This is a genomic window from Comamonas testosteroni (genome assembly GCF_000761245.1).
Taxonomy (GTDB): domain Bacteria; phylum Pseudomonadota; class Gammaproteobacteria; order Burkholderiales; family Burkholderiaceae_C; genus Comamonas; species Comamonas testosteroni_C.
This window is the reverse complement of the sequence record NZ_AWOR01000099.1, coordinates 123322-143763: the sequence shown is the minus strand read 5'-3', so window position 1 is coordinate 143763 and position 20442 is coordinate 123322. Positions and strand designations below refer to the sequence as shown.

The 20442-nt window shown below is 61.2% G+C and carries 20 protein-coding genes; 13 read left to right on the top strand and 7 right to left on the bottom strand.

Annotated elements, in window-relative coordinates; translation table 11 throughout:
* Nucleotides 1–24: 24 nt before the first annotated feature.
* The 3 genes from folD to P353_RS25955 all read left to right on the top strand — a co-directional run bounded on the left by folD (nucleotide 25) and on the right by P353_RS25955 (nucleotide 4051).
* Nucleotides 25–879 (top strand): bifunctional methylenetetrahydrofolate dehydrogenase/methenyltetrahydrofolate cyclohydrolase FolD, encoded by an 855-nt coding sequence (gene folD, locus P353_RS25965; protein ID WP_034376025.1) that lies wholly within the window; start codon nucleotides 25–27, stop codon nucleotides 877–879.
* 202 nt (nucleotides 880–1081) lie between these two features.
* The gene (locus tag P353_RS25960; RefSeq protein ID WP_034376021.1) at nucleotides 1082–3133 is read left to right on the top strand and encodes a M3 family metallopeptidase; all 2052 of its coding nucleotides are present in this window, start codon (nucleotides 1082–1084) and stop codon (nucleotides 3131–3133) included.
* A gap of 219 nt (nucleotides 3134–3352) precedes the next feature.
* Complete coding sequence (locus tag P353_RS25955; RefSeq protein WP_052085026.1) at nucleotides 3353–4051, top strand: glutaredoxin family protein; 699 nt, start codon at nucleotides 3353–3355, stop codon at nucleotides 4049–4051.
* Nucleotides 4052–4170: 119 nt separating this feature from the next.
* Here the strand turns inward: P353_RS25955 and rpiA are convergent, their stop codons facing one another.
* Nucleotides 4171–4869: a ribose-5-phosphate isomerase RpiA gene (rpiA, locus tag P353_RS25950; protein WP_034376018.1), complete on the bottom strand. Its 699-nt coding sequence runs from the start codon at nucleotides 4867–4869 to the stop codon at nucleotides 4171–4173.
* 34 nt (nucleotides 4870–4903) lie between these two features.
* Between rpiA and P353_RS25945 the strand changes: the two genes are divergently transcribed.
* Nucleotides 4904–5950 (top strand): quinone-dependent dihydroorotate dehydrogenase, encoded by a 1047-nt coding sequence (locus P353_RS25945; RefSeq protein WP_034376014.1) that lies wholly within the window; start codon nucleotides 4904–4906, stop codon nucleotides 5948–5950.
* Nucleotides 5951–6039: 89 nt separating this feature from the next.
* Here the strand turns inward: P353_RS25945 and P353_RS25940 are convergent, their stop codons facing one another.
* Genes P353_RS25940 through P353_RS25930 form a run of 3 tightly spaced genes read right to left on the bottom strand, consistent with a single transcriptional unit; the run spans nucleotide 6040 to nucleotide 7154 of the window.
* Complete coding sequence (locus tag P353_RS25940) at nucleotides 6040–6414, bottom strand: hypothetical protein (RefSeq protein WP_034376011.1); 375 nt, start codon at nucleotides 6412–6414, stop codon at nucleotides 6040–6042.
* A gap of 1 nt (nucleotide 6415) precedes the next feature.
* Nucleotides 6416–6817: a phage holin family protein gene (locus tag P353_RS25935; RefSeq protein ID WP_080750689.1), complete on the bottom strand. Its 402-nt coding sequence runs from the start codon at nucleotides 6815–6817 to the stop codon at nucleotides 6416–6418.
* Between the two features lie 25 nt (nucleotides 6818–6842).
* Nucleotides 6843–7154, bottom strand: coding sequence for a glycine zipper domain-containing protein (locus P353_RS25930; RefSeq protein ID WP_034376005.1), 312 nt, complete (start codon nucleotides 7152–7154; stop codon nucleotides 6843–6845).
* 203 nt (nucleotides 7155–7357) lie between these two features.
* Here P353_RS25930 and P353_RS30215 point away from each other — a divergent pair, with 203 nt between their 5' ends.
* The 4 genes from P353_RS30215 (at nucleotide 7358) to P353_RS25915 (ending at nucleotide 12937) form a co-directional block, all read left to right on the top strand.
* A complete protein-coding gene (locus P353_RS30215; RefSeq protein WP_269799983.1) occupies nucleotides 7358–7486 on the top strand; it encodes a hypothetical protein in 129 nt (42 codons plus the stop codon).
* 260 nt (nucleotides 7487–7746) lie between these two features.
* On the top strand, nucleotides 7747–8595 hold the full coding sequence (gene dsrO, locus P353_RS25925; RefSeq protein ID WP_034376002.1) for a sulfate reduction electron transfer complex DsrMKJOP subunit DsrO: 849 nt from the start codon (nucleotides 7747–7749) through the stop codon (nucleotides 8593–8595).
* Between the two features lie 13 nt (nucleotides 8596–8608).
* Nucleotides 8609–9649, top strand: a complete 1041-nt coding sequence (gene nrfD, locus P353_RS25920) for an NrfD/PsrC family molybdoenzyme membrane anchor subunit (RefSeq protein ID WP_034375998.1) — start codon at nucleotides 8609–8611, stop codon at nucleotides 9647–9649.
* A 108-nt stretch (nucleotides 9650–9757) separates the two neighbouring features.
* The gene (locus P353_RS25915; RefSeq protein WP_034376205.1) at nucleotides 9758–12937 is read left to right on the top strand and encodes a tetrathionate reductase subunit A; all 3180 of its coding nucleotides are present in this window, start codon (nucleotides 9758–9760) and stop codon (nucleotides 12935–12937) included.
* Between the two features lie 484 nt (nucleotides 12938–13421).
* Here the strand turns inward: P353_RS25915 and P353_RS29390 are convergent, their stop codons facing one another.
* Nucleotides 13422–13775 carry a hypothetical protein gene (locus P353_RS29390; protein WP_198529170.1) on the bottom strand — a complete coding sequence of 118 codons (354 nt, stop codon included), beginning with the start codon at nucleotides 13773–13775 and terminating at the stop codon, nucleotides 13422–13424.
* Between P353_RS29390 and P353_RS25910 the strand changes: the two genes are divergently transcribed.
* The 3 genes from P353_RS25910 (at nucleotide 13660) to P353_RS25900 (ending at nucleotide 15950) form a co-directional block, all read left to right on the top strand.
* Nucleotides 13660–14358, top strand: a complete 699-nt coding sequence (locus P353_RS25910) for a hypothetical protein (protein ID WP_034376203.1) — start codon at nucleotides 13660–13662, stop codon at nucleotides 14356–14358. The genes P353_RS29390 and P353_RS25910 overlap by 116 nt on opposite strands.
* Nucleotides 14359–14437: 79 nt before the next feature.
* Entirely contained in the window at nucleotides 14438–15133 is a 696-nt protein-coding gene (locus P353_RS29710; RefSeq protein WP_198529160.1) for a hypothetical protein, read from the top strand.
* A 274-nt stretch (nucleotides 15134–15407) separates the two neighbouring features.
* Complete coding sequence (locus P353_RS25900; RefSeq protein WP_034375996.1) at nucleotides 15408–15950, top strand: DUF1697 domain-containing protein; 543 nt, start codon at nucleotides 15408–15410, stop codon at nucleotides 15948–15950.
* A 127-nt stretch (nucleotides 15951–16077) separates the two neighbouring features.
* Here the strand turns inward: P353_RS25900 and P353_RS25895 are convergent, their stop codons facing one another.
* Both P353_RS25895 and P353_RS25890 read right to left on the bottom strand, forming a co-directional pair.
* Nucleotides 16078–16722, bottom strand: coding sequence for a DUF2625 domain-containing protein (locus P353_RS25895; protein WP_034375993.1), 645 nt, complete (start codon nucleotides 16720–16722; stop codon nucleotides 16078–16080).
* A 143-nt stretch (nucleotides 16723–16865) separates the two neighbouring features.
* Nucleotides 16866–17261: a VOC family protein gene (locus P353_RS25890; protein WP_034376199.1), complete on the bottom strand. Its 396-nt coding sequence runs from the start codon at nucleotides 17259–17261 to the stop codon at nucleotides 16866–16868.
* Between the two features lie 421 nt (nucleotides 17262–17682).
* Between P353_RS25890 and P353_RS25885 the strand changes: the two genes are divergently transcribed.
* Nucleotides 17683–18600, top strand: a complete 918-nt coding sequence (locus tag P353_RS25885) for a LysR family transcriptional regulator (protein WP_034376197.1) — start codon at nucleotides 17683–17685, stop codon at nucleotides 18598–18600.
* A 168-nt stretch (nucleotides 18601–18768) separates the two neighbouring features.
* The gene (locus tag P353_RS25880; RefSeq protein ID WP_034375990.1) at nucleotides 18769–20400 is read left to right on the top strand and encodes an ATP-binding cassette domain-containing protein; all 1632 of its coding nucleotides are present in this window, start codon (nucleotides 18769–18771) and stop codon (nucleotides 20398–20400) included.
* Nucleotides 20401–20442 lie beyond the last annotated feature (42 nt).

Here is a 20442-nt window from a genome sequence, read left to right as displayed (position 1 = left end):
GCATTTTTTATTGGTACTCCAGCAATGACAGCCCAACTCATCGACGGCAAAGCCCTCTCCGAACAACTGCGCAAGGAAGTTGCCACACGCGCGGCAGCGCTCAAGTCCAAGGGCGTCACGCCCGGCCTGGCCGTAGTTCTGGTGGGCGACAACCAAGCTTCCCAGGTCTATGTGCGCAACAAGGTCAAGGCCTGCGAAGACGTGGGCTTCCACTCGGTGCTGGAAAAGTACGACGCCTCCATGACCGAAGCCGAACTGCTGGCACGTGTCGAAGCGCTGAACAACGACCCCAGCATTCACGGCATTCTGGTGCAACTGCCCCTGCCCAAGCACATTGACGACCACAAGGTCATCGAAACCATTTCCCCTGCCAAGGATGTGGACGGCTTCCACGTGGCCAGCGCCGGCGCTCTGATGGTCGGCGAAGTCGGCTTCAAGGCCTGCACGCCCTATGGCTGCATGAAGATGCTGGAATCCATCGGCATGAAGGATCTGCGCGGCAAGCACGCAGTGGTCATCGGCCGCTCCAACATCGTGGGCAAGCCCATGGCCATGATGCTGCTGGCCGCCAACGCCACGGTCACCGTCACCCATAGCGGCACCGCCGATCTAGCCGCCATGACACGCCAGGCCGACATCATCGTCGCGGCCGTGGGCAAGGTGGATGTGTTGACCGCCGACATGGTCAAGCCCGGTGCTGTGGTCATCGACGTGGGTATGAACCGCAACGCCGAAGGCAAGCTGTGCGGCGATGTCGACTTCAACGGAGTCAAGGAAGTGGCCGGCTACATCACCCCTGTGCCCGGTGGTGTCGGCCCCATGACGATTACCATGCTGCTGGTCAACACCATGGAATCGGCAGAGCGCGCCGCTGGCTAACTCCCTTCGAGCCGCTCCGCGGCTTCTCCTCCCTCTCTGGCTCTGAGCGACCGAGAGGGACGAGAGCTTTGCTGCGCGGTGGCGCTTGCACACTGCCCTGGCGCAAGCACGCTTCTGACCACAGGCTGACGCTATGAAGGCGATAGCAATAAATACCCTGAGAGCGCTTGATTTTCCCGACCTTGCCGGCACTTAATACAGCATGAGCAATCCACTTCTCGAACCCTCCTCCCTGCCCTTGTTTGACCGCATTCAGCCTGCGGATGTGGCACCCGCCATCGACACTTTGCTGGCCCGTGCCAGTGAGGCGCTGGAGACCGTGGTTGCACCGGACTTCCCCGCACAGTGGGAAGCCATCTCTGCCGTGCTGGATGTGGCGACCGAAAAGCTAGGCACCGCCTGGTCGGCCATCAACCACCTCAACAGCGTGGCCGACACCCCCGAGTTGCGCGCGGCCTATAACGACGCCCTGCCAAAAGTCACCGAGTTCTGGACCAATCTGGGCGCCGATGAGCGCTTGTACGCCAAGTACAAGGCCATTGACCCGGCTAGCCTCAACAAGGAACAGCGCGCCGCATGGGACCATGCCATGCGTGGCTTTGTGCTCTCGGGCGCCGAACTGCAGGGCGCTGCCAAGGAACGCTTCGCGCAGATTCAGGCGCGCTCGGCCGAGCTGGCCCAGAAATTCAGCGAGAACGCGCTGGACGCCACCGATGCATTTGCCTACTACGCCAAGATTGACGAGCTGGACGGTGTTCCGGCCGATGTGATCGCCGCAGCCAAGGCCGCCGCCGAAGCCGATGGCAAGGAAGGTTACAAGCTGACGCTGAAGATGCCCAGCTATCTGCCGGTGATGCAGTTTGCCAAGAGCAGCGCACTGCGCGAGAAGATCTATCAGGCCTATGTGACCCGAGCTTCCGAGCAGGCCGAGGGCGATGGCAAACGCTTTGACAACACCGCGGTGATGAAGGAAATCCTCGCCCTGCGCCTGGAAGAGTCGCAGCTGCTGGGCTACAAGAACTTCGGCGAGGTCTCGGTCGTGCCCAAGATGGCCGATTCGCCCCAGCAGGTCACAGATTTTCTGCGTGATCTGGCGCAACGTGCCCGTCCCTATGCCGAAAAGGATGCGGCCGATCTGCGTGCCTTTGCCAAGGCTGAGCTCGGCATTGCCGACCCGCAGCCCTGGGACTGGGCCTTCATCGGCGAAAAGCTCAAGGAAGCCCGCTATTCCTTCAGCGAGCAGGAGCTCAAGCAGTATTTTCCGGCACCCAAGGTGTTGGCCGGCCTGTTCAAGATTGTCGAGACCCTGTTCGAAGTCTCCATCCGCCGCGATGAAGCCCCGGTCTGGCACCCCTGCGTGGAGTTCTACCGCATCGAGCGCTCCAGCGCACAAGGCCCTCAATTGGTCGGCCAGTTCTATCTGGACCCGCAGGCACGCAAGGGCAAGCGTGGCGGCGCCTGGATGGACGATGTGCGCACGCGTTGGCTGCGCCCTGACACCCACCAGCTGCAAACGCCTGTGGCCCATCTGGTCTGCAATTTCGCGTCCGGAGTGGACGGCAAGCCCGCGCTGCTCACGCACGATGACGTGATCACCCTGTTCCACGAAACCGGTCACGGACTGCACCACATGCTCACGCAGGTCAACGAACGCGATGTCTCGGGCATCGCCGGCGTGGAGTGGGATGCTGTCGAGCTGCCCAGCCAGCTCATGGAAAACTTCTGCTGGGAATGGGATGTGCTCAAGCACATGACCGCCCATGTGGACACGGGCGAGGCCCTGCCCCGTGCGCTGTACGACAAGATGATTGCGGCCAAGAACTTCCAGTCCGGCATGCAGACCCTGCGCCAGATCGAGTTCGCGCTGTTCGACATGTTGCTGCACACCGAGCACAACCCGGCAGACGATTTCATGGCGCTGCTGAACCAGGTGCGCGCCGAGGTGTCCGTGCTGCAATCGCCAGCCTACAACCGTATGGCCCACACCTTCAGCCATATCTTTGCCGGCGGCTATGCCGCTGGCTACTACAGCTACAAATGGGCCGAGGTCCTGAGCGCGGACGCTTATGCGGCTTTTGAAGAAACCGCGCTTGCCGACGGCTCACCCAACCCCGAGACCGGTCGCAAATACCGCGAGTCTATCCTGGAGGCCGGCGGCAGCCGCCCTGCCATGGAATCCTTCAAGGCCTTCCGTGGCCGCGAGCCGCAGATTGACGCCCTGCTGCGCCACCAAGGCATGAGCCAGGCCGCCTGAGTCTTGCGCGGCCTCCCAAAAAGCGCCCTTCCAGGGCGCTTTTTTATGCCCGTGACTGCAAGCAGAAGGCCTAGACTGACACTGGCTGACTTGCGCACCGGGACCAGATCAAGACAGACCGGAGCCTGGCTGCATACAAGCCCTCATGCAGGCTATGCTCTGCCCATTGGCGTTCGCGCCCTCAGACCTCTTCATTGCACTTCATTGATCAAGATTGAGATGCCACGATCTTTCATTGCCCGGCCTTCGGCCGAGAAACCGACGTCCCGCAACGCACTGCTGCTGACGACGCTTGTAGCCACCTTTGCCGCATTGGCGAGCGGAGTCAGCCCGGCTCAGAATCTCTACCGCAGCGTAGGCCCCGACGGGCGGGTCACCTATTCCGACCGGGCCATCAGCCCCAACGCCAAGCCCAGCACCGAAGCCGTGAGCAGCGCCGAAGATTCGGCGTCTTCGGCCAACGCACAACTGCCCTACGAGCTGCGCCAGACTGCCAACCGCTATCCCGTCACGATCTATACGGGCAAGGACTGCGAGCCCTGCGACGAGGCCCGGTCTCATCTGCAAGACCGCGGCATCCCGTTCAGTGAACGCAGCATAGACACCAGCAGCGATGTGGCGGCGCTCAAAAAGCTCAGCGGGCAGGACAGCCTGCCCTTTGCCACCATCGGCAACCAGCACCTCAAGGGTTTTGGCGCCGACAGCTGGGACCAGTACCTGAGCGCTGCCGGCTACCCCAAGCAGCCCCAGCTGCCGAAGAACTACAAAGCTCCCGCAGCCAAGCCCTTGACCGTGCAGGCACCAGCCGCGACCGAGGCAGCCAAGCCTGCAGAGCGTCCCGCTGCACGCATCGCGCCCCCCGCAATCCCTGCTCCTGGTGCCCACACGCCTGACAACCCCGCGGGTCTGCGCTTCTAGGACTCATAAATTTCAAATGAAATCAAGCTCTAACGCTTACCCATAAAACGTTAGAAGCTATCAATTTCATAAAAAAGCCACCTGTGCAGGCAGGTGGCTTTCGGACAGCGGCTTGCTGCTTAGTATTCCAGCGTCTGCACGCCCTGAGCGGTTCCCAGCAGGCACACCGCAGCCTTCTGGTGGGCAAACACGCCGACGGTCACCACGCCTGGCCACTGGTTGACTTCGGACTCGAAGGCCAGAGGCTCGGCGATCTTCAGGCCGCGGACATCCAGAATATGCTGGCCGTTGTCGGTCACCAGCGGTGCACCATCCTTCATGCGAATTTGCGCCGTCACGTCAGCACCCATGGCTTCAAAGCGACGGGCGATCTGGGCCGCCGCCATGGGAATCACTTCCACGGGCAGCGGAAAATTACCCAGCACCGGCACGCGCTTGGACTCATCGGCAATGCAGACAAAGCGCTGAGCCAGCGCCGCCACGATCTTCTCGCGCGTCAGCGCCGCGCCACCGCCCTTGACCATATGGCCGTTGCCGTCGATCTCGTCGGCACCGTCAATATAGACGGCCAGACTGGTGACTTCATTGGCATCGAACACTTTGATGCCCAAGGCCTTCAGGCGCTCGGTACTGGCCACGGAGCTGGAGACGGCGCCAGGAATCTGATCCTTGATGGCAGCCAGTGCATCAATGAACTTGTTGACCGTGGAGCCTGTGCCCACGCCCACAATTTCACCAGCGACCACATATTTCAGGGCAGCTTGTCCGACCAAAGTTTTCAGTTCATCTTGAGAAAGAGGTGCAGCAGATGTCGTCATGAGGGAAAATCCAGGTAATCCTGCGATTATCCCCATGTCTCTTATTCCTTACTCACTGACGCGTCCTATTCTTTTCGGCATGGACCCCGAAGCGGCCCACGACTTCACCATGAATCTCATGGCCAAGGGTCAAAATACCTTGCTCCAAAAAGCCTGGGCGCGCCCTCTGGTCAGCGACCCCATCGAGCTTGCGGGCCTCAAGTTCCCGAACCGTGTAGGCATGGCAGCCGGCCTGGACAAGAATGCACGCTGCATCGATGCGCTGGCCGCCATGGGTTTCGGCTTTGTGGAAGTGGGTACCGTCACGCCCCGTCCCCAGCCCGGCAACCCCAAGCCCCGCATGTTCCGCATCCCTGAAAAGAATGCGCTGATCAACCGCCTGGGCTTCAACAACGAGGGCCTGGATGCGTTCCTGGCCAATGTGCGTCGCTCGCAAGTACGCGCCAATGGCGGTGCCATGCTGCTGGGTCTGAACATCGGCAAGAACGCCACAACCCCCATCGAAGAGGCCACCAGCGACTACATCAAGGCGCTGGACGGCGTGTACCCTCATGCCGACTATGTGACGGTCAACATCAGCTCGCCCAACACCAAGAATCTGCGTGCGCTGCAAAGCGACGAGGCGCTGGATGCTCTGCTGGGTGCTGTCGCCGATCGCCGCGAACAGCTTTCCAGCCAGCATGGCAAGCGCACGCCGGTGTTTGTGAAGATCGCTCCCGACCTCGATGAAGAGCAGGTCGGCGTGATTGCGGCAACACTGCAGCGCCACGGCATGGATGGCGTGATTGCCACCAACACCACCATCAGCCGCGATGCCGTCAAGGGTCTGCAGCATGCCGAAGAAACCGGTGGTCTGTCCGGCGCGCCCGTGCTGGAAGCCAGCAACCAGATCATTCGCCAGCTGCGCTCAGCCCTTGGCAGTCGCTTCCCCATCATCGGCGTGGGCGGTATCCTGAGCGGCGCTGATGCCGTGAGCAAGATCCGCGCGGGCGCCGATGTGGTACAGATCTACAGCGGCCTGATCTATCGCGGTCCCGACCTGGTCACCGAAGCAGCCCAGGCCATCGCCCATATGCACTGATGTGGCACTGGACATGACGCGTGGCCTTACCGCGGCAAAAGAAACAGCCCGTCAAGCATGCGCCTGACGGGCTGTTTTTTCAGGACCATTCAGCCGCGCGCGCGTTGCTGCAGCTTGAGGATCCAGGGCAGCGCAGCGCTGCCCCAGCGAATCAGCTTGCCTGGCCCCAGAACCATGAGCAAGCCGCCCGCTGCGGCCGTTGCCAGCGGATGCAGGCGCGCGAACGACAACAGGCGCTCGGGCAAGGGAGCATCCGCGTCCACATGCGAGGTCTGCGCCCTGCCCAGGGCTAGCGCCTGAGCCTTGGCAGCAGCTCTGGCCTTGATGCGTGCACGCTGCTTGGCAATGCGCAAAAGCACCAGTTTCTGCTCGGCGGTCGCCTCATTCCAAAGCAGAGCATCCATGCCTGCAGGCTTGACGGGCTCCAACTCCGCGGATCGCGAATCGGGAGAGACGCTATTCATGCTAAATCTTCTCCTTCAGCGCTTGCCAGTCCGATCTGAGCTCGCGCCGTGTCAGCCTGAAGGGACTGGACAGTTGCCTGACGGCTGCCAGCAGACGCCACAGCCCCAGGCCCCAGATCAGAACCCAGCCACCGACCAGCAGCCAAGCCACCAGCCGGCGATGCTCGCTGTCCCAGAACTGCACGAGCACAGCCATGGACAGAACAATGAGCACGACCACGGTGAGTGCGCCCAGCACAATGGCCAGCACCGCCAGCGTCTGCATGCTGCGCTTGTGCTGCTGCCATTCAAGCTGGGCAAGATCAACCCGATCTTCGGCCGCAATCGCAGCCTCGTTCAGGTTGGCACGCCAGCGCTCCATCAGGGAATCAAGACCTAGTAGTGAAATCAAATTCACAGGCACTTGTCCTTTTGCAACTCGGCAATGCTTAGCGACGACCCAGCATGAAGCCCAGCAGAGCGCCGACTGCCAGCGCTGCACCGGCGACGCGCCAGGGTTCATCGTGAGCGTAACGATCGGCCACATCGGCAGCCTCACGCGCCTGGCGAGCGGCATCCTGAGCGGCACGCACAGCAGATTCGCGCACGTTGACCATGCTGTCGTCGATGCGCTGACGCAGCGCGCTGATTTCGGGAACCTTGTCCAGTTCACGGGCAGACAGCAGACCGCGCAGATCGCTGACCAGTTTTTCCAGATCGTCTTGGGCGGTGGAAACGGCGTCGGAAACAGAGCGTGACATATCGATCCTTTCAATGTGACGAAATTGGAATATCGCATGCACTGGGCAGTGCACCAAGATAGCTGCAAAGCAGCAAGCATCAGGGCCGGCCGCTCATAAAACCTGCAGCATGTGAACATCTTACAGAAAACGCACCGCCTCCAAGAATCTCACGGGCCCGCAGCACTGTCGGACAGCAGCGAAACTGCCTCACGTCAAGGAATATGAAGCTGTTCAAGGCCCCACACCTCCTGCTTGCTGCGGCAGCCTTTGCGGTGGCGCAGCAGATGAAATTCAGCCTGCACTCAGGCATGCCGTGCATGCATCGCTGGATTTCCAGCACATGCCACTGAGCAAAGCGGATTACATACGACAACACACTGATTGCTTAACAGTTCATTAATAAAGTGACTGCATGCTCGGCGGCAAGTCATCTTCTTGCGAGATTTTCATTCAAAGAACTCTTTGGCAAGCGAAGACTTGACTCAAATCAAGTAGCGCAAACGGCAACTTTCATATAGTCAATTAGACATAAAAGATAAAAATTTAATACTCTTTTATGTTTAAAGCATCAGGGTTTTCTGGTGCCAGTGCGACGATGAAAGGAAGGGCCATGCCACTTCAGAAACGAGAACTCTCCGACTGCTCAACCAGCAGCTCGGCCTGCACCTGCAGCACTCCATCCATTGCCCGGACACCTCAGCAGGCAGTGACAGCGCCCACCAAGCGCGGTTTTTTGCAGGACTTGATTGCCATGGCCGCCAGCCTCGGCGTTGCAGGCAGCGCCCGCGCAGCGCTGCCCGGCGACCCCAGCTTCCAGCCCCTGCGCCGACCCGGCATGGAAGGCAAGCGCTTCGGCATGCTGGTCGATATGCGCAAATGCATTGGCTGCCAGGCCTGCACGGTGAGCTGCTCGGTCGAAAACCAGCCCCCCATCGGCCAATTCCGCACCACGGTGCTGCAGTACGAAATCGACCAGTCCGGCGACACGGCTGCCGCCATGGTCAGTCTGCCGCGGCTGTGCAACCACTGCGACGAACCGCCTTGCGTGCCCGTCTGCCCGGTGCAGGCCACATTTCAGCGCACCGACGGGATTGTTCTTGTCGACAACGAGCGCTGCGTGGGCTGCGGCTATTGCGTGCAGGCCTGCCCCTACGACGCGCGCTTCATCAATCACGAAACGCAGACCGCCGACAAATGCACCTTCTGTGAACACCGCCTGGAAGCCGGTCTGCTGCCCGCCTGCGTGGAAAGCTGCGTGGGAGGCGCGCGCGTGATTGGCGACCTGAACGACGCGCACAGCGAAATCAACCAACGCATCAATGCTCACAAGGACGACATCAAGGTCCTCAAACCCGGCATGAAGACCAAGCCGCACGTCTTCTACATCGGCCTGCCCGATGAGTTTGTGAACGGTGTCGATGGTCAGGCCACGGTTCGCCTTGTTGCCGAACATCTGTGAATGGAGTGCCCTCATGCAAATCATTGAACTCCTGACCCCGGCCTACGAAGCGGCATGGCTGCCTTGGGCCGTGCAGTATTTCTTTCTAGTCGGCATGGCCACGGGGGCCGCACTGTTGACTTCGGTCTGTGCGTTCGGCCCAGCCCAAGGCTTGCTCCAGCGCCTGCTGCCCACTGCCGTGCTGGTGCTGGCCATGAGTGCGATTGCAGCACCTGTGGCCCTGCTGGCCGACCTGCACCAGCCTGCGCGCTTCTGGCATTTCTATGCCCACCTCACGCCCTGGTCGTGGATGAGCCTGGGTGCCATGCTCATGCCCACGTTTGTCGGGCTGTGCGTGTTGATGTGCGCGTTGTGGTGGCGGGGTGAGCAGCGGTTGATGCGCCTGCTGGTGCCTGTACTGGTGCTGTCCACGCTCAGCATCGTGGTCTACACGGGTGCCGAAATCATGGTCATCCGCTCGCGCCCGCTGTGGAACACGCTGTGGGTACCGATCAATCTGGCACTCAGCGGCTGGCTGGCCACCGTGGGCATGGGCTTTGTGCTCTACCGCTTTCTGCCCCGATCCTTGCAGCCCGATGCGGCAGCCCTGCAAGGGCTGCGCAATCTGGGCCTGTGGCTGACCACCGGCCTGATTGCCAGCGCCCTGACCTGGGGAATTGCAGGCATCGCGGGCCAGAGCCCTTCATTTGACATGGCTGTACGTCTGTTCAATGAGTTCCCTGTCTGGCGCATCTCCATGCTGGGCTCAGCTGTGTTTGGCGCAGCTGTGGTGATGGCCCTGCTGCGCGGCGAGCATCGTCTGGCAGCCAAGGGCTACACCCTGGTGCTGGGCACGGGCCTGGCGGCATCGGCCTGGGCCTTCCGCTGGGCACTGTTCATGGGCGTGCAGGGCGTACCCAAGTTTGGAGCAGGCCTGTATCTGTACAGCATGCCTCTGGGCGGTGAAGGCCTGATGGGCATGCTGGGCATGGCAGGCCTATGCGTGGCACTGGTTGCGCTGGCCACCTGGGCGCTGGAGCTGTTCCCCGCTCGCAAGCCCCTCTCTACAGCCTAACACTTCAAGCCAAATAGGCCTCTACCGCAATTCCAGCAGGCGCCAGCAGCTATCAAAACCATAGAAACGCTGCAGCGCTTGCCCTTCCCTCACACAAAGGGCAAGACCATGACAGACAAGAAACCCTCCCCTGAACAATCTCAAGATGATGCCAATGTCGCCCGTCGCCGCCTGCTGCTGCGCGGCGGCGCCGTGGCTGGCGGCCTGGCGGCTTTTGCGGCAGGCTATGGCGAAACGGTGGCCAAGGGAGCCAAGGGGCTGATCACCGGCAGCTCGGGAAAATCCACCCAGAACGCCACGCGCGGCAACTCGCTGACGCCAGAATTCCGCATCGACCCCGTCAGCGGCAAGCTGTCCACCCAAGTCGGACAGGTGGTCAGCCCCTCGTCATGTCTGGGCTGCTGGACGCAGTGCGGCGTGCGCGTGCGCGTCGATACCGATCACAACCAGATCATCCGCATCGCCGGCAATCCCTACCACCCGCTGGCCACCACCAACCCCGCACCCATGGAAACGCCGGTGCGCGAGGTCTACGCCATGCTGGGCGGCGACAACGGCCTGGAAGGCCGCGCCACCAGTTGCGCACGCGGCTCGGCCATGCTGGAGCACCAGAAGGCTCAGCACCGCGTACTCAAGCCGCTCAAGCGCGTCGGCCCGCGCGGCTCGGGCCAGTGGAAGACCATAACGCTCGAAGAGCTGGTTCAGGAAATCTGCGAAGGCGGCGACCTGTTTGGCGAAGGCCATTTGGACGGCCTGCGCGCCATCCGCGATGTGAAGACGCTGATTGACGAAGCCAATCCCGAGTACGGCCCCAAGTCCAATCAGCTGCTGCTGACCGAGGCCGCCAACGAAGGCCGCACGCCGCTGGTCAACCGCTTTGCCAAGCAGTCGTTCGGCACCATCAACGTCAGCAACCACGGCTCTTACTGCGGCCAGACCTACCGCGTGGGCACGGGCGCAGCGCTAGGCGACATCGCAGGCATGCCCCACGGCAAGCCGGACTGGAAGAACTCCCGCTTTGGCCTGTTCATCGGCACCTCGCCCGCGCAATCGGGCAACCCCTTTCAGCGCGTGGGCCGCGAGCTGGCCGAGGCGCGCTCGCGCGGCGAGAACACCTATCAATACGTCGTCGTCTCGCCCATGCTGCCCACCTCGTCCAGCTTGGCTGCGGGCGACAACAACCGCTGGCTGCCCGTCAAGCCCGGCAGCGACCTGGCGCTGGCCATGGGCCTGATCCGCTGGATCATCGACAACGAGCGCTACGACAAGCAGTTCCTCACCCAGCCCGGCCCTGCCGCCATGGCCGCCGTGGGCGAAGCATCGTGGAGCAACGCCACCCATTTGCTGATCAACGAGCCCAAGCACCCGCGCTTTGGCCAGTTCCTGCGCGGCGCCGATATCGGTCTGCCCATGCCGGAACCTGTCGATGAAAAAACGCCCGCCGAAGACGTGTATGTAGTGCAACTGGCCGATGGAAAGCTGGTGGCCCACACCGTGGCCACCGCAGCTGAGCTGATCGTGGAGCGCGAATTCACGCCCCTTAAAGCTGCGGATGCGACCGAGGAACCTGCCTCCATCGCTGTCTGCACCGCCTTTGTCAAACTGCGCGCCGAGGCACACAAAAAGACGCTGGAGGAATACGCGACCCTGTGCGGCGTGCCGGTCAAGGAGATCGAAGACCTGGCGCGCGAATTCACCAGCCATGGCAAACAGGCCGTGGCCAACTCGCACGGCGGGACGATGAATGGCTCGGGCTTTTACACTGCCTACGCCATCGCCATGCTCAACAACCTGATCGGCAACCTCAACGTGCGCGGTGGCTGGGTCATGGACGCTGGCCCGTTCGGCCCCTTTGGCCCCGGCCCGCGCTACAACTTTGCGCAGTTTGAGGGGGCCGTGAAACCCAAGGGCGTGGCCCTGTCGCGCACCAAGTTCCCCTACGAGAAGACCAGCGAATTCCAGCGCAAAAAGGAAGCGGGCCAGAACCCCTACCCCGCCAAAGCGCCCTGGTACCCCGCGCCCGGAGGCCTTAGCAGCGAAATGCTGGCCGCCGGCATGCTGGGCTACCCCTACCCGGTCAAGGCGTGGATCAACCACATGAGCAACCCCATCTACGCCATGTGCGGGTTTGAGAACACGCTGGCCGATGCCGTCAAGGATGTGAAAAAGCTGCCGCTGTTCGTCTCGGTCGACCCCTTCATCAACGAGACCTCTGCCCTGGCCGACTACATCGTGCCCGACACCGTCACCTATGAGAGCTGGGGCATTGGCGCGCCCTGGGCCGACGTGGTGGCCAAGAGCAGCACTGTGCGCTGGCCCACCGTGGAAGCCGCCACCGCCAAAACGGCCGACGGCCAGCACATCAGCTTCGAGACCTTTATCTTTGCCGTGGCCAAGCAGCTGGGCCTGCCTGGTTTTGGCAAAAACGCCATGTCCACCAAGGATGGCGAGCCGCTGGACTTGGAAAACGCCGAAGACTTCTACCTGCGCGGCATGTGCAACATCGCCTACCAGGCCGGCAAGCCCGTGCCCGAAGCCAGCGATGACGACATCGAGATCACGGGCCTGAAAAAGTGGATGCACTCGGTCGAAACCCGCGTCAAACCCGAAGAAGTGCGCCGCGTCGCCATGGTCATGAGCCGTGGCGGCCGCTTTGACCGCCAGGACGATGCGTGGAAGGGCGACCAGATCAAGCTGCAAGCCAAGTTCCCCGTCACCTTCTGGAACGAAGGCCTCTCCAAAATGCGCCACTCCATGACGGGCGAGCGCTACAGCGGCTGCCCCACCTGGTACCCCACGCGCCTGGCCGATGGCTCGGACATGCGTCAAGTGTTTTCCGAGCAAGACTGGCCGCTGACCATGACCAGCTACAAGTCCAACTTGATGAGCAGCATGTCCATCGCCGCCTCACGGCTGCGCCAGGTGCACCCCCACAATCCTGTGAGCATCAACAAGGCCGACGCGGCAAAGCTGGGCATCGCCAATGGCGACCACATCGAACTCAGCACCCCCGGCGGCAAACTCCAAGGCGTGGCCTTGGTACGCGCAGGTATCGCGCCCGGTGCGATCGCCATTGAGCATGGCTACGGTCACAAGCAACTAGGCACCGTCGCCCACCAGGTCGACGGCCAGCCCACCCATGCCAACCCACAGCACGGCAATGGCGTGAACCTCAATGCTCTGGGCTTTGCCGATCCTACCCGGCCGGAAAAGGACAATGTCTGGATCGACTGGGTATCAGGCGCGGTGGTCAGGCAAGGATTGCCGGTGAAGGTTCGAAAAGCTTGATGTCGGCTTGAAACTCTGGCGGGCGCTAGGAACGAAACATCCCATCGCTCGCACCTGCGCAGGGAGAGCTGCCGGCAAGCCGCAGCGCTACTTGGGGTCTGCGGCATTGCCGCATCCACCGATTTAGCTTGCTGCAAATACCGAGGCCGGACTCGATTCACCCCGATATGGAACATGGCAGGCCATATCCGTGATTTAGGTCAGGCCGTCTTTCGCCCTCAGGTCCAGAAAGTTCAAACCAATTGATCATAAATTCAGTAAATACTGTTTTATCGCATTGAATCGCACAACATTTACAATCAAAAACCACTCAGAAACGGTATTTAAAATCAAAGGAAAAATAAACCTTCCTTATTGGATGGAAGCTCTCACCTAAAGAAGACCCTGCATATCAATGTCCATATTGTTTTGAAATTTACAATTTAAAACAGTGCCTCAAACGTCTAATTACGCTTCATTGTTGATAGCAATGAAGTTCTGAAATTCAATAAATTATAAAAATAGCACTGCCCACCTGACAGGGCCTCGGTGCATGCCCAAACAAGGTATTTCTGTTTTCATCCGGCTTATTGAAACTGCCATTAACCGAAGGAACGTTTTGGAACAACATGTGCCAGGCCAAAACGTGATGGCGGTTGGCACTGATCATTGGGCTGTGGCAAATGGTCTTTCGCTTGGAAATTTCCCGGTTGTCCGAGAACTGGCTATTCAAAGGAATGATCATGAAGAAGTCTTTGATTGTCATGGCGGTTGTTGCATTGGCTGGTGTGGCATCTGCTGCGGCCAGCAGTTCCAGCCTTGCCGCAACCAACACGGGGACCAATGCCTCGTCGGGCACTTATTCCTCGGTTGCGAGCTCAGGCACGGGCAGTGCTGTGAGCTTCAATAGCGCGACAGCAGGTGCTCAAGCAAGCGGCTTTGGGAACAGTACCGGCATGAGCGGTTCCTGGGGACCCGTGGCCGCAGGACACTCGAGTGTCGGCGGAAGCGCTTCCACCACGGGAACCGTCACCAGCCTTGCGGCAACCACCGGGGGCGGCGTTGCGGGAGGCTATGGAGCAACCAATGCCAACGCACATTCGGATGTTGGCAGCAATTACCAGGGTCAGGCCCCGGGCAAGCTGGTCAGCGGGGGCGCGGGAGGCTACGCAAACTCGAGCACCAACAATGTCGCTGGCACCGCGTCCATGGGCAACGGCATTGCGGCGGTGAACAGCACGGCCCATACCAACTCCTACTTTGGCGCGAACTCGCAGGCGCTCTCCGGCCCTGGCGGAACCTCGACCAGCAATCACTCTGGTGCGAGCTCTGTCGGCAACGCGACAACGACCGGCTTCAGCCTGGGCAACGCCATCGGTGGCTCCAACGGCGGTGGCACTTCGGGCAATGCCTATGGATGGGCCAACTCGGCAGCCAACTAAACAAGGCCTGCGAACCCAGTTGTATTGCCCCCGAGTCGAGGCTTACCAGGTCAAGACTCGGGGTCAAGGGAGAAACAGCATGAAAGCCTCGATCGCCTTGCTAAGCCTTTGTGTCCCTGTGTGCGGTTTTGCGCAGAGCGCCGACAGCAGTGCACAAAGCCTCTCCAGCTCCTCGTCCGTGGGAGCACAACAGAATCAGTCCATCACCATCGTCAATCCGGTTGCTGCGGCGAACAGTCGATCGGTATCCAGCATGGAAAGCCACTCCACTTCAAGCTCGGATCAAAACATAACGACCAGCGGCACAACCACCCAGAATCTGAACAGCAGCGTATCCGGGACATCCAGGAATATCGTCGAGTACAGCGGCAGCTACACCGTGAAGAACGTGCCTAGCGTGAGCGGCCCTAACCTCACGACCAGCAACGACACCTGCATGGGCAGCAGCAGCGGCAGTGCCAACGGCCCCGGCTTTGGCGTGAGCTTCGGAACGACCTGGACGGACGAGCATTGCACGCGCCTGAAAATGAGCCGCGAGCTCTGGAACAAGGGCATGAAGGCAGCTTCACTGGCGATGGACTGCATGGACCCTGCAGCGCGCGTGGCACTGGAGATCACGGGCTCCAAATGTCCTCAGTCCATGACCGCAGAGGAGCGCCGCAACCACTACGGGCCAGATGCATCTGCGCAGGCCAGCCCCGCTCCGGTGGCGTCCGGCAGCAGGCCTGAACAGGCAACCGCGTCCAACCAGACGACAAGCCTCTACCCGAATTGATGAGCGTTCAATCCAGGAGGCTGTGACCGGCAGGTCTGCCACCGCCTTGGCAATGGCTGGCTGCTGCCGAGGCCCTGCCTCGCCTAAGCCAGGCTGGCTTAGGCTCAACTCTTGCCCGAGTTTCAGCATCTCATGTGTAATCCGAGGCCCGGCTGCCAGATCTCGCCAGCTATTGCGATACGCTAGCCTCTCCATCAGCGCCCTTGCTCCGCATCGTGCTTATCCACCTTCGCAGGCTGGCGTACTCCTTCGAGATCCCGCCAAGGTATCGGTCATGCCCATCTATATCGCTCTGCTACGTGCCGTCAATGTCGGCGGAACCGGCAAACTTTCCATGGCGGAGTTGAAGTCCATGTGCGAGGCCGAAGGCTTTACACAGGTACGGACCTATATCGCCAGTGGCAACGTGGTGCTGAAAGCAGATTGCTCCGCACAGCAACTCAAGTCGGCCCTGGCGCGACGCCTGGCCAGCTACGCGGGAAAGCCCATAGAAGTCTTTGTGCGTACGCTCCAGCAGATGACGCAGGTGCTGGAGGCCAATCCCTTTCCCGAGTGCCCCGGCAACCGCGCTGTCGCCATCTTTCTTAAGGAGACACCTCCTGCAGACGCGCTGTCCCAGGTCACGGGTCGCAACGACGAACAACTGCAACTGGGTCGGCGTGAAATCTATGTGGCTTACGGTTCGGGAATGGGCAACTCCAGACTCAAGATCCCTGCAGCAGCCTCAGGCACGGCCAGAAATATCAACACGATTGCCAAACTGGTCGAGATGGCGGCTGCACTTGATGGTGGTGGAGTGGGGTCAGCCAAACGCTGATTCCAGACTGAGTCTGTGATGCGCAGCGCAGGCCAGCAAGCCGGTCGCCCCTCGCCACTTCACAATCAATTGGAGCTGACCGCTCAACGGATCGAAAGTCCCCAGCTGCCTCGGAGCTTGCCCAGGATCAGCCCAGGTCTGGCAATTCACTCTGGCTCATGAAAGCATAGTGTTCGGCCGCAGGCACCGGTTTGCGCGAGCTTGAACACACACTGCCTTGTTCCGTGAAAAGAAAGGGATAAAAACTCAGGCAGGCGTCATTGCCCATGTCGGCCACTTCGGTTTCCCAGCCTTCCCAGCGCAAGTCTCGATAGAAATCGCGCAGCCGCTCGGTGAAAGCCCATTGCATGAATGCCGTGTGCCCGATCCCCAAGGACTCCCAGGCCCAGGTATCCGGAGCCAGGTAATGGACAGCACCCAGATCTTCACCGAGCGCTCCGCCGTTGATTGCAAAGAATCCGCCCACCGCATCGTCGGCAATCAACAAGAACCCACTACTACGCCCGCGATTCCAGCTCGCGAGATCGCGTGTGAGCCTGGCATGCCCGCAGCCCAGCATTCTGAGCCAGCCTCCGTCAACCAGGATTCCGCCGGTTCCATGTGCGACTGCCCCCAGCGGCGAGCGCGTCGTGACCTGCAATGCCAGCAACACGGAGTCGCTCTGCGCCGAAGGAGGAAGGCACTCCACAGGAATGCTCGCATCATGCGCCCAGGTCTGGATCAGCGGCAAAGCCGGTTCGTCACGCTCCAGAAGCTCCGCCAATGCACGCATCGATTCCTCATGAAGAAAAGCAAACAATGCCGATATTTTGACACTGAGCCTGCCCGTCCTGGGTCAGGCTGAACACGGCAGATCGATGCCCCACTCGACCTAAGCTTGATTGCGCATTCGCGCTCGATCCTGGGTCTGGACTACTAGCTGGCCTCCGACAAGCTCTGGATTGACTGTACCGGCTGACTGCCAGCCTGATTCAGACCTATGGTGCAGCCAAACGGATCGACCAATATGGCCACAACAGCGCCAAGACTGGTGACGATCGGGCCACGGAACAAGACTGCTCCTCGTCGCTCCAGTTCCTGCCGCGCCAGATGCAGATCGCCCACCTCCCAATAAACGGTTGTCCCACCGGCTCCGCCTGGGCACTTACTATCAAGTGGATGAAATCCGATCAGACATGACGGCGTGCTGATGAAAGCATAGTGATGATTCTCATACTGCACCTTCACCTGAAACAGTTCGGCATACCAGATGGCTGCAGCGTCGATATCGGGGACGAACAGCACGACGGATTGAATTTGTTTGAGCAACATAAGCTCTCCAAGACTCTCTGACACAGCAACCCGCAATGTAACGCCGACCCGGTGCTGACAAGAGGATTGCTGTCGTCGCCTCCGCGCTTCAGCCATAAGCGGCAGCGCTTTGAAAACCGTCCCACAATCCTCTTCAGCCGCCATTCGGAGGCACCCTGAACCCAGTCATCACTCGCGCCTCGGCACGCTCCAGCCAGCCCCGGACTCGTGCCAACCAGCGCCGCGCTCGGGCATCCCCGGTTCCAGCGCCTTCCAGCCCGTGCTTGGGCACAGCTGAGGCCCTGTCATCCAATGCGTCATATCCCGCGCTGCGGTCTTCAATTCGATGATTTTTCATGGTCGGCCAATGGTCTATGGCGGCCAAACATCTGTAAAGTTGAATGCTCTGACCATTCAGTTCAGAAAATCTGATTCAAAGCCCATGCGAAACCTGAATCTCGATCAGCTGCAGACGCTGATTGCCATAGCCGATCTCGGTACCTTTGCCGCAGCAGCCCAGGCGCTGCATCTGGCACCACCCACGGTCAGCCTGCACATCAAGGAGCTGGAGGCGCGCATGAACGCCACGCTGTTGCTGCGCGGCAGGCGTCAAGCGGAGCTGACATCGGCCGGCCAGGTACTGGTGCAGAAAGGACGCAAGCTGCTCGAGGCTGGCGACGACCTGATCGATCAGGTGCAGCGTCACGCCAGCGGCCGCGCCGGCTTGGTCAAGGTGGGCGTATCGGCCGGGGTCAACATCCGGCTGTTTCCGCTGATGCTCGACGCACTGAGTCGTCACAACCCGGGCATAGACATCAAGCTGGAGGCTGTGGGCTCGGCTGACTCCGTGCAGCGCCTCAAGGCCGGAACGCTCGATATCGGCCTGGTCGCCAGCCCGCAGGCGGAGACGGCCGAGATCATGCTCACGCCCTGGCGTAACGATCCCATGGTGGCCCTGTTGCCCGCCGCCTGGGAGGTCCCCGAACGGGTCAGCCCCGAATGGCTGGCAAGCCGCCCCTGGGCCTGCTTTGCCTCCGCCACGCAGATGCACGGCCTGATTGCCGGCTGGTTCGGCCAGGCAGGCCTGAGTCCTCGGCCGTTCGTTGCGCTGACCTATACCGAGGCGCTCAAAAGCCTGGCGGCGGCCGGTCAGGCTGCGGCCCTGCTGCCGCTGGAAGCCATGGAAGAGCAGCAGCAACTGAGCAGCGTGCAAATACGGCATCTGTCACCCACCTTGATGCGCCCCATGGCCATCGCCCATCGCCAATTGCCAACGCTGAATCCTGCGGTCGCCAGCGTGCTGACGGTGCTGGCGAAGTTCGGCAATCAGGCAGCGGTATCCACGCGACACCTTGCTTGACCTCGCCGCCGCACAGCCTAAAATCGACCACTTCAACTTCCACCGAGGCTCTTCACCCATGCGCCATTGATGCCGCCGTCTGATTGACGGCCACCTCCCCTCCTCCCAATCGCTGCCGTCCACATGTGCAGCCTGGGGATGTTAGGCATCAACCCATCGCATGGTTCTATGACAGAAGCTCGCCTGACGCTGCATGGCGTCACCTACACGCTGCCCAACGGGTGGCCGCTCTTTTCCAATCTTTGCTGCAGCTTCGGCTCACAGCGCACGGCGCTGGTGGGCCGCAATGGCGTGGGCAAAACCGTACTGGCCCGCATCCTGGCTGGAGAGTTGTCTCCCGGCGGCGGCAGCGTGACACGAGCGCGCCGCATTCACTATCTGCCGCAAAACCCGCTGGCATCGCGTCCCGGCCTGAACCTTGCTGCACTCGCAGGCCTGGGCGACACGCTGCAGGCACTGGAGCGTATCGAACAAGGCAGCTGCGAAGCCAGCGACTACGAACTGCTGGCCGAGCGCTGGGACATACGTCAGCAGTTTCAGATGCAGCTTGAACGGATCGGCCTGCCTCAGCTGGGACCGCAAACACCTGCCAGCCAGCTCAGCGGCGGCCAGGCCATGCGCGTGGCGCTGCTGGGTGCACAACTGTCCCAGGCCGACTTTCTGATTCTGGACGAGCCCAGCAATCACCTGGACGCTGCCAGCCGCTCTGCCCTGGCGCAGCAACTACAGAAATGGCGCAGCGGCCTGCTGCTGATCAGCCATGACAGAGTCTTGCTGGAGGTCATGGACGCTGTTGCGGAACTGACCCCCAGCGCAATCAACATCTATGGCGGAAACTACTCTTTCTACAGAGAAGTCCAGCGCCAAAAAAGCCAGAATGCACAAGACGAGTTGGCCCGCCTCAAGCAGGAGCGCAGCCGCGCCGAGCAGGCCTTGCGCACGCAGCAGGAACGCCAGAGTCGCAGGCAGGCACGCGGTGAAAAACTGGGCAAGAACGGCAACCAGGCCAAGATTCTGCTGGACGCAGGCAAGGAGCGCGCCCAAGCTTCAGGCGGCAAGCTGGCGCCCCAGCAGACCGCAGCGCGTGAAGCTCTGAACCAGAGCGTGCGCGAAGCCGCCCTGGCGCTTCAGCGCCAGGTGGACTGGCAAGCCGAGAGCATTCACTGGCATCTGCCGCAGGGACTGACGAACCTCGGAGATCGCATAGTGGCCGAGCTGCGCGAAGTGCAACTGCCTCATGTGGCAAGGCACTCACCTCTGAGCCTTGTGCTGCGCGCCGGTCAACGCATGGCCATCACCGGACCAAACGGCTGCGGCAAGTCCACGCTGCTGCAACTGCTGGCCGCTCAGCTGCAGCCGCTGGCGGGCGAATGCAAGCTGAATGTGACGCATGCCGTGCTCGACCAGCACCAGAGCCTGCTGCAACCCGCATCGTCGGTACTGGGCCAGTTGCTGGCCGCGAGTCCGTGCACGCCCGAGTCGCTGCAGCGCATGCGCTTGGCGCAGCTAGGGCTGGACGCGCGCCATGTCGACCAGCCCAGCGGACAGCTCAGCGGGGGCGAACGCCTCAAGGCCGCCATGGCCTGCGCGCTCTACCGCGACGAACCTGCTCAATTGCTGCTGCTGGACGAGCCCGACAACCACCTGGATCTGCCGTCCCTGCAGGCGTTGGAGAACATGTTGCGCCAATACCCAGGCACGCTGCTCATCGTCTCGCACGATGCGATGCTGCTCCAGGCTCTTGAGTTGACGCACCAGCTCAGCTTTGCCTCTGGGAGATGGACATTGACAGCGCTCTAATCGCAGGAGTCGGCACGCAGCGCTCCAGCCTGCGGGCTCGCA

What these genes read in the sequence shown, in the direction of transcription:
- folD (WP_034376025.1), top strand. Translation starts at nt 25, where the DNA reads ATGACAGCCCAACTCATCGACGGCAAAGCCCTCTCCGAACAACTGCGC.
- P353_RS25960 (WP_034376021.1), top strand. Translation starts at nt 1,082, where the DNA reads ATGAGCAATCCACTTCTCGAACCCTCCTCCCTGCCCTTGTTTGACCGC.
- P353_RS25955 (WP_052085026.1), top strand. Translation starts at nt 3,353, where the DNA reads ATGCCACGATCTTTCATTGCCCGGCCTTCGGCCGAGAAACCGACGTCC.
- rpiA (WP_034376018.1), bottom strand. Translation starts at nt 4,869, where the DNA reads ATGACGACATCTGCTGCACCTCTTTCTCAAGATGAACTGAAAACTTTG.
- P353_RS25945 (WP_034376014.1), top strand. Translation starts at nt 4,904, where the DNA reads ATGTCTCTTATTCCTTACTCACTGACGCGTCCTATTCTTTTCGGCATG.
- P353_RS25940 (WP_034376011.1), bottom strand. Translation starts at nt 6,414, where the DNA reads ATGAATAGCGTCTCTCCCGATTCGCGATCCGCGGAGTTGGAGCCCGTC.
- P353_RS25930 (WP_034376005.1), bottom strand. Translation starts at nt 7,154, where the DNA reads ATGTCACGCTCTGTTTCCGACGCCGTTTCCACCGCCCAAGACGATCTG.
- P353_RS30215 (WP_269799983.1), top strand. Translation starts at nt 7,358, where the DNA reads ATGAAGCTGTTCAAGGCCCCACACCTCCTGCTTGCTGCGGCAGCCTTT.
- dsrO (WP_034376002.1), top strand. Translation starts at nt 7,747, where the DNA reads ATGCCACTTCAGAAACGAGAACTCTCCGACTGCTCAACCAGCAGCTCG.
- nrfD (WP_034375998.1), top strand. Translation starts at nt 8,609, where the DNA reads ATGCAAATCATTGAACTCCTGACCCCGGCCTACGAAGCGGCATGGCTG.
- P353_RS25915 (WP_034376205.1), top strand. Translation starts at nt 9,758, where the DNA reads ATGACAGACAAGAAACCCTCCCCTGAACAATCTCAAGATGATGCCAAT.
- P353_RS25910 (WP_034376203.1), top strand. Translation starts at nt 13,660, where the DNA reads ATGAAGAAGTCTTTGATTGTCATGGCGGTTGTTGCATTGGCTGGTGTG.
- P353_RS29710 (WP_198529160.1), top strand. Translation starts at nt 14,438, where the DNA reads ATGAAAGCCTCGATCGCCTTGCTAAGCCTTTGTGTCCCTGTGTGCGGT.
- P353_RS25900 (WP_034375996.1), top strand. Translation starts at nt 15,408, where the DNA reads ATGCCCATCTATATCGCTCTGCTACGTGCCGTCAATGTCGGCGGAACC.
- P353_RS25895 (WP_034375993.1), bottom strand. Translation starts at nt 16,722, where the DNA reads ATGCGTGCATTGGCGGAGCTTCTGGAGCGTGACGAACCGGCTTTGCCG.
- P353_RS25890 (WP_034376199.1), bottom strand. Translation starts at nt 17,261, where the DNA reads ATGTTGCTCAAACAAATTCAATCCGTCGTGCTGTTCGTCCCCGATATC.
- P353_RS25885 (WP_034376197.1), top strand. Translation starts at nt 17,683, where the DNA reads ATGCGAAACCTGAATCTCGATCAGCTGCAGACGCTGATTGCCATAGCC.
- P353_RS25880 (WP_034375990.1), top strand. Translation starts at nt 18,769, where the DNA reads ATGACAGAAGCTCGCCTGACGCTGCATGGCGTCACCTACACGCTGCCC.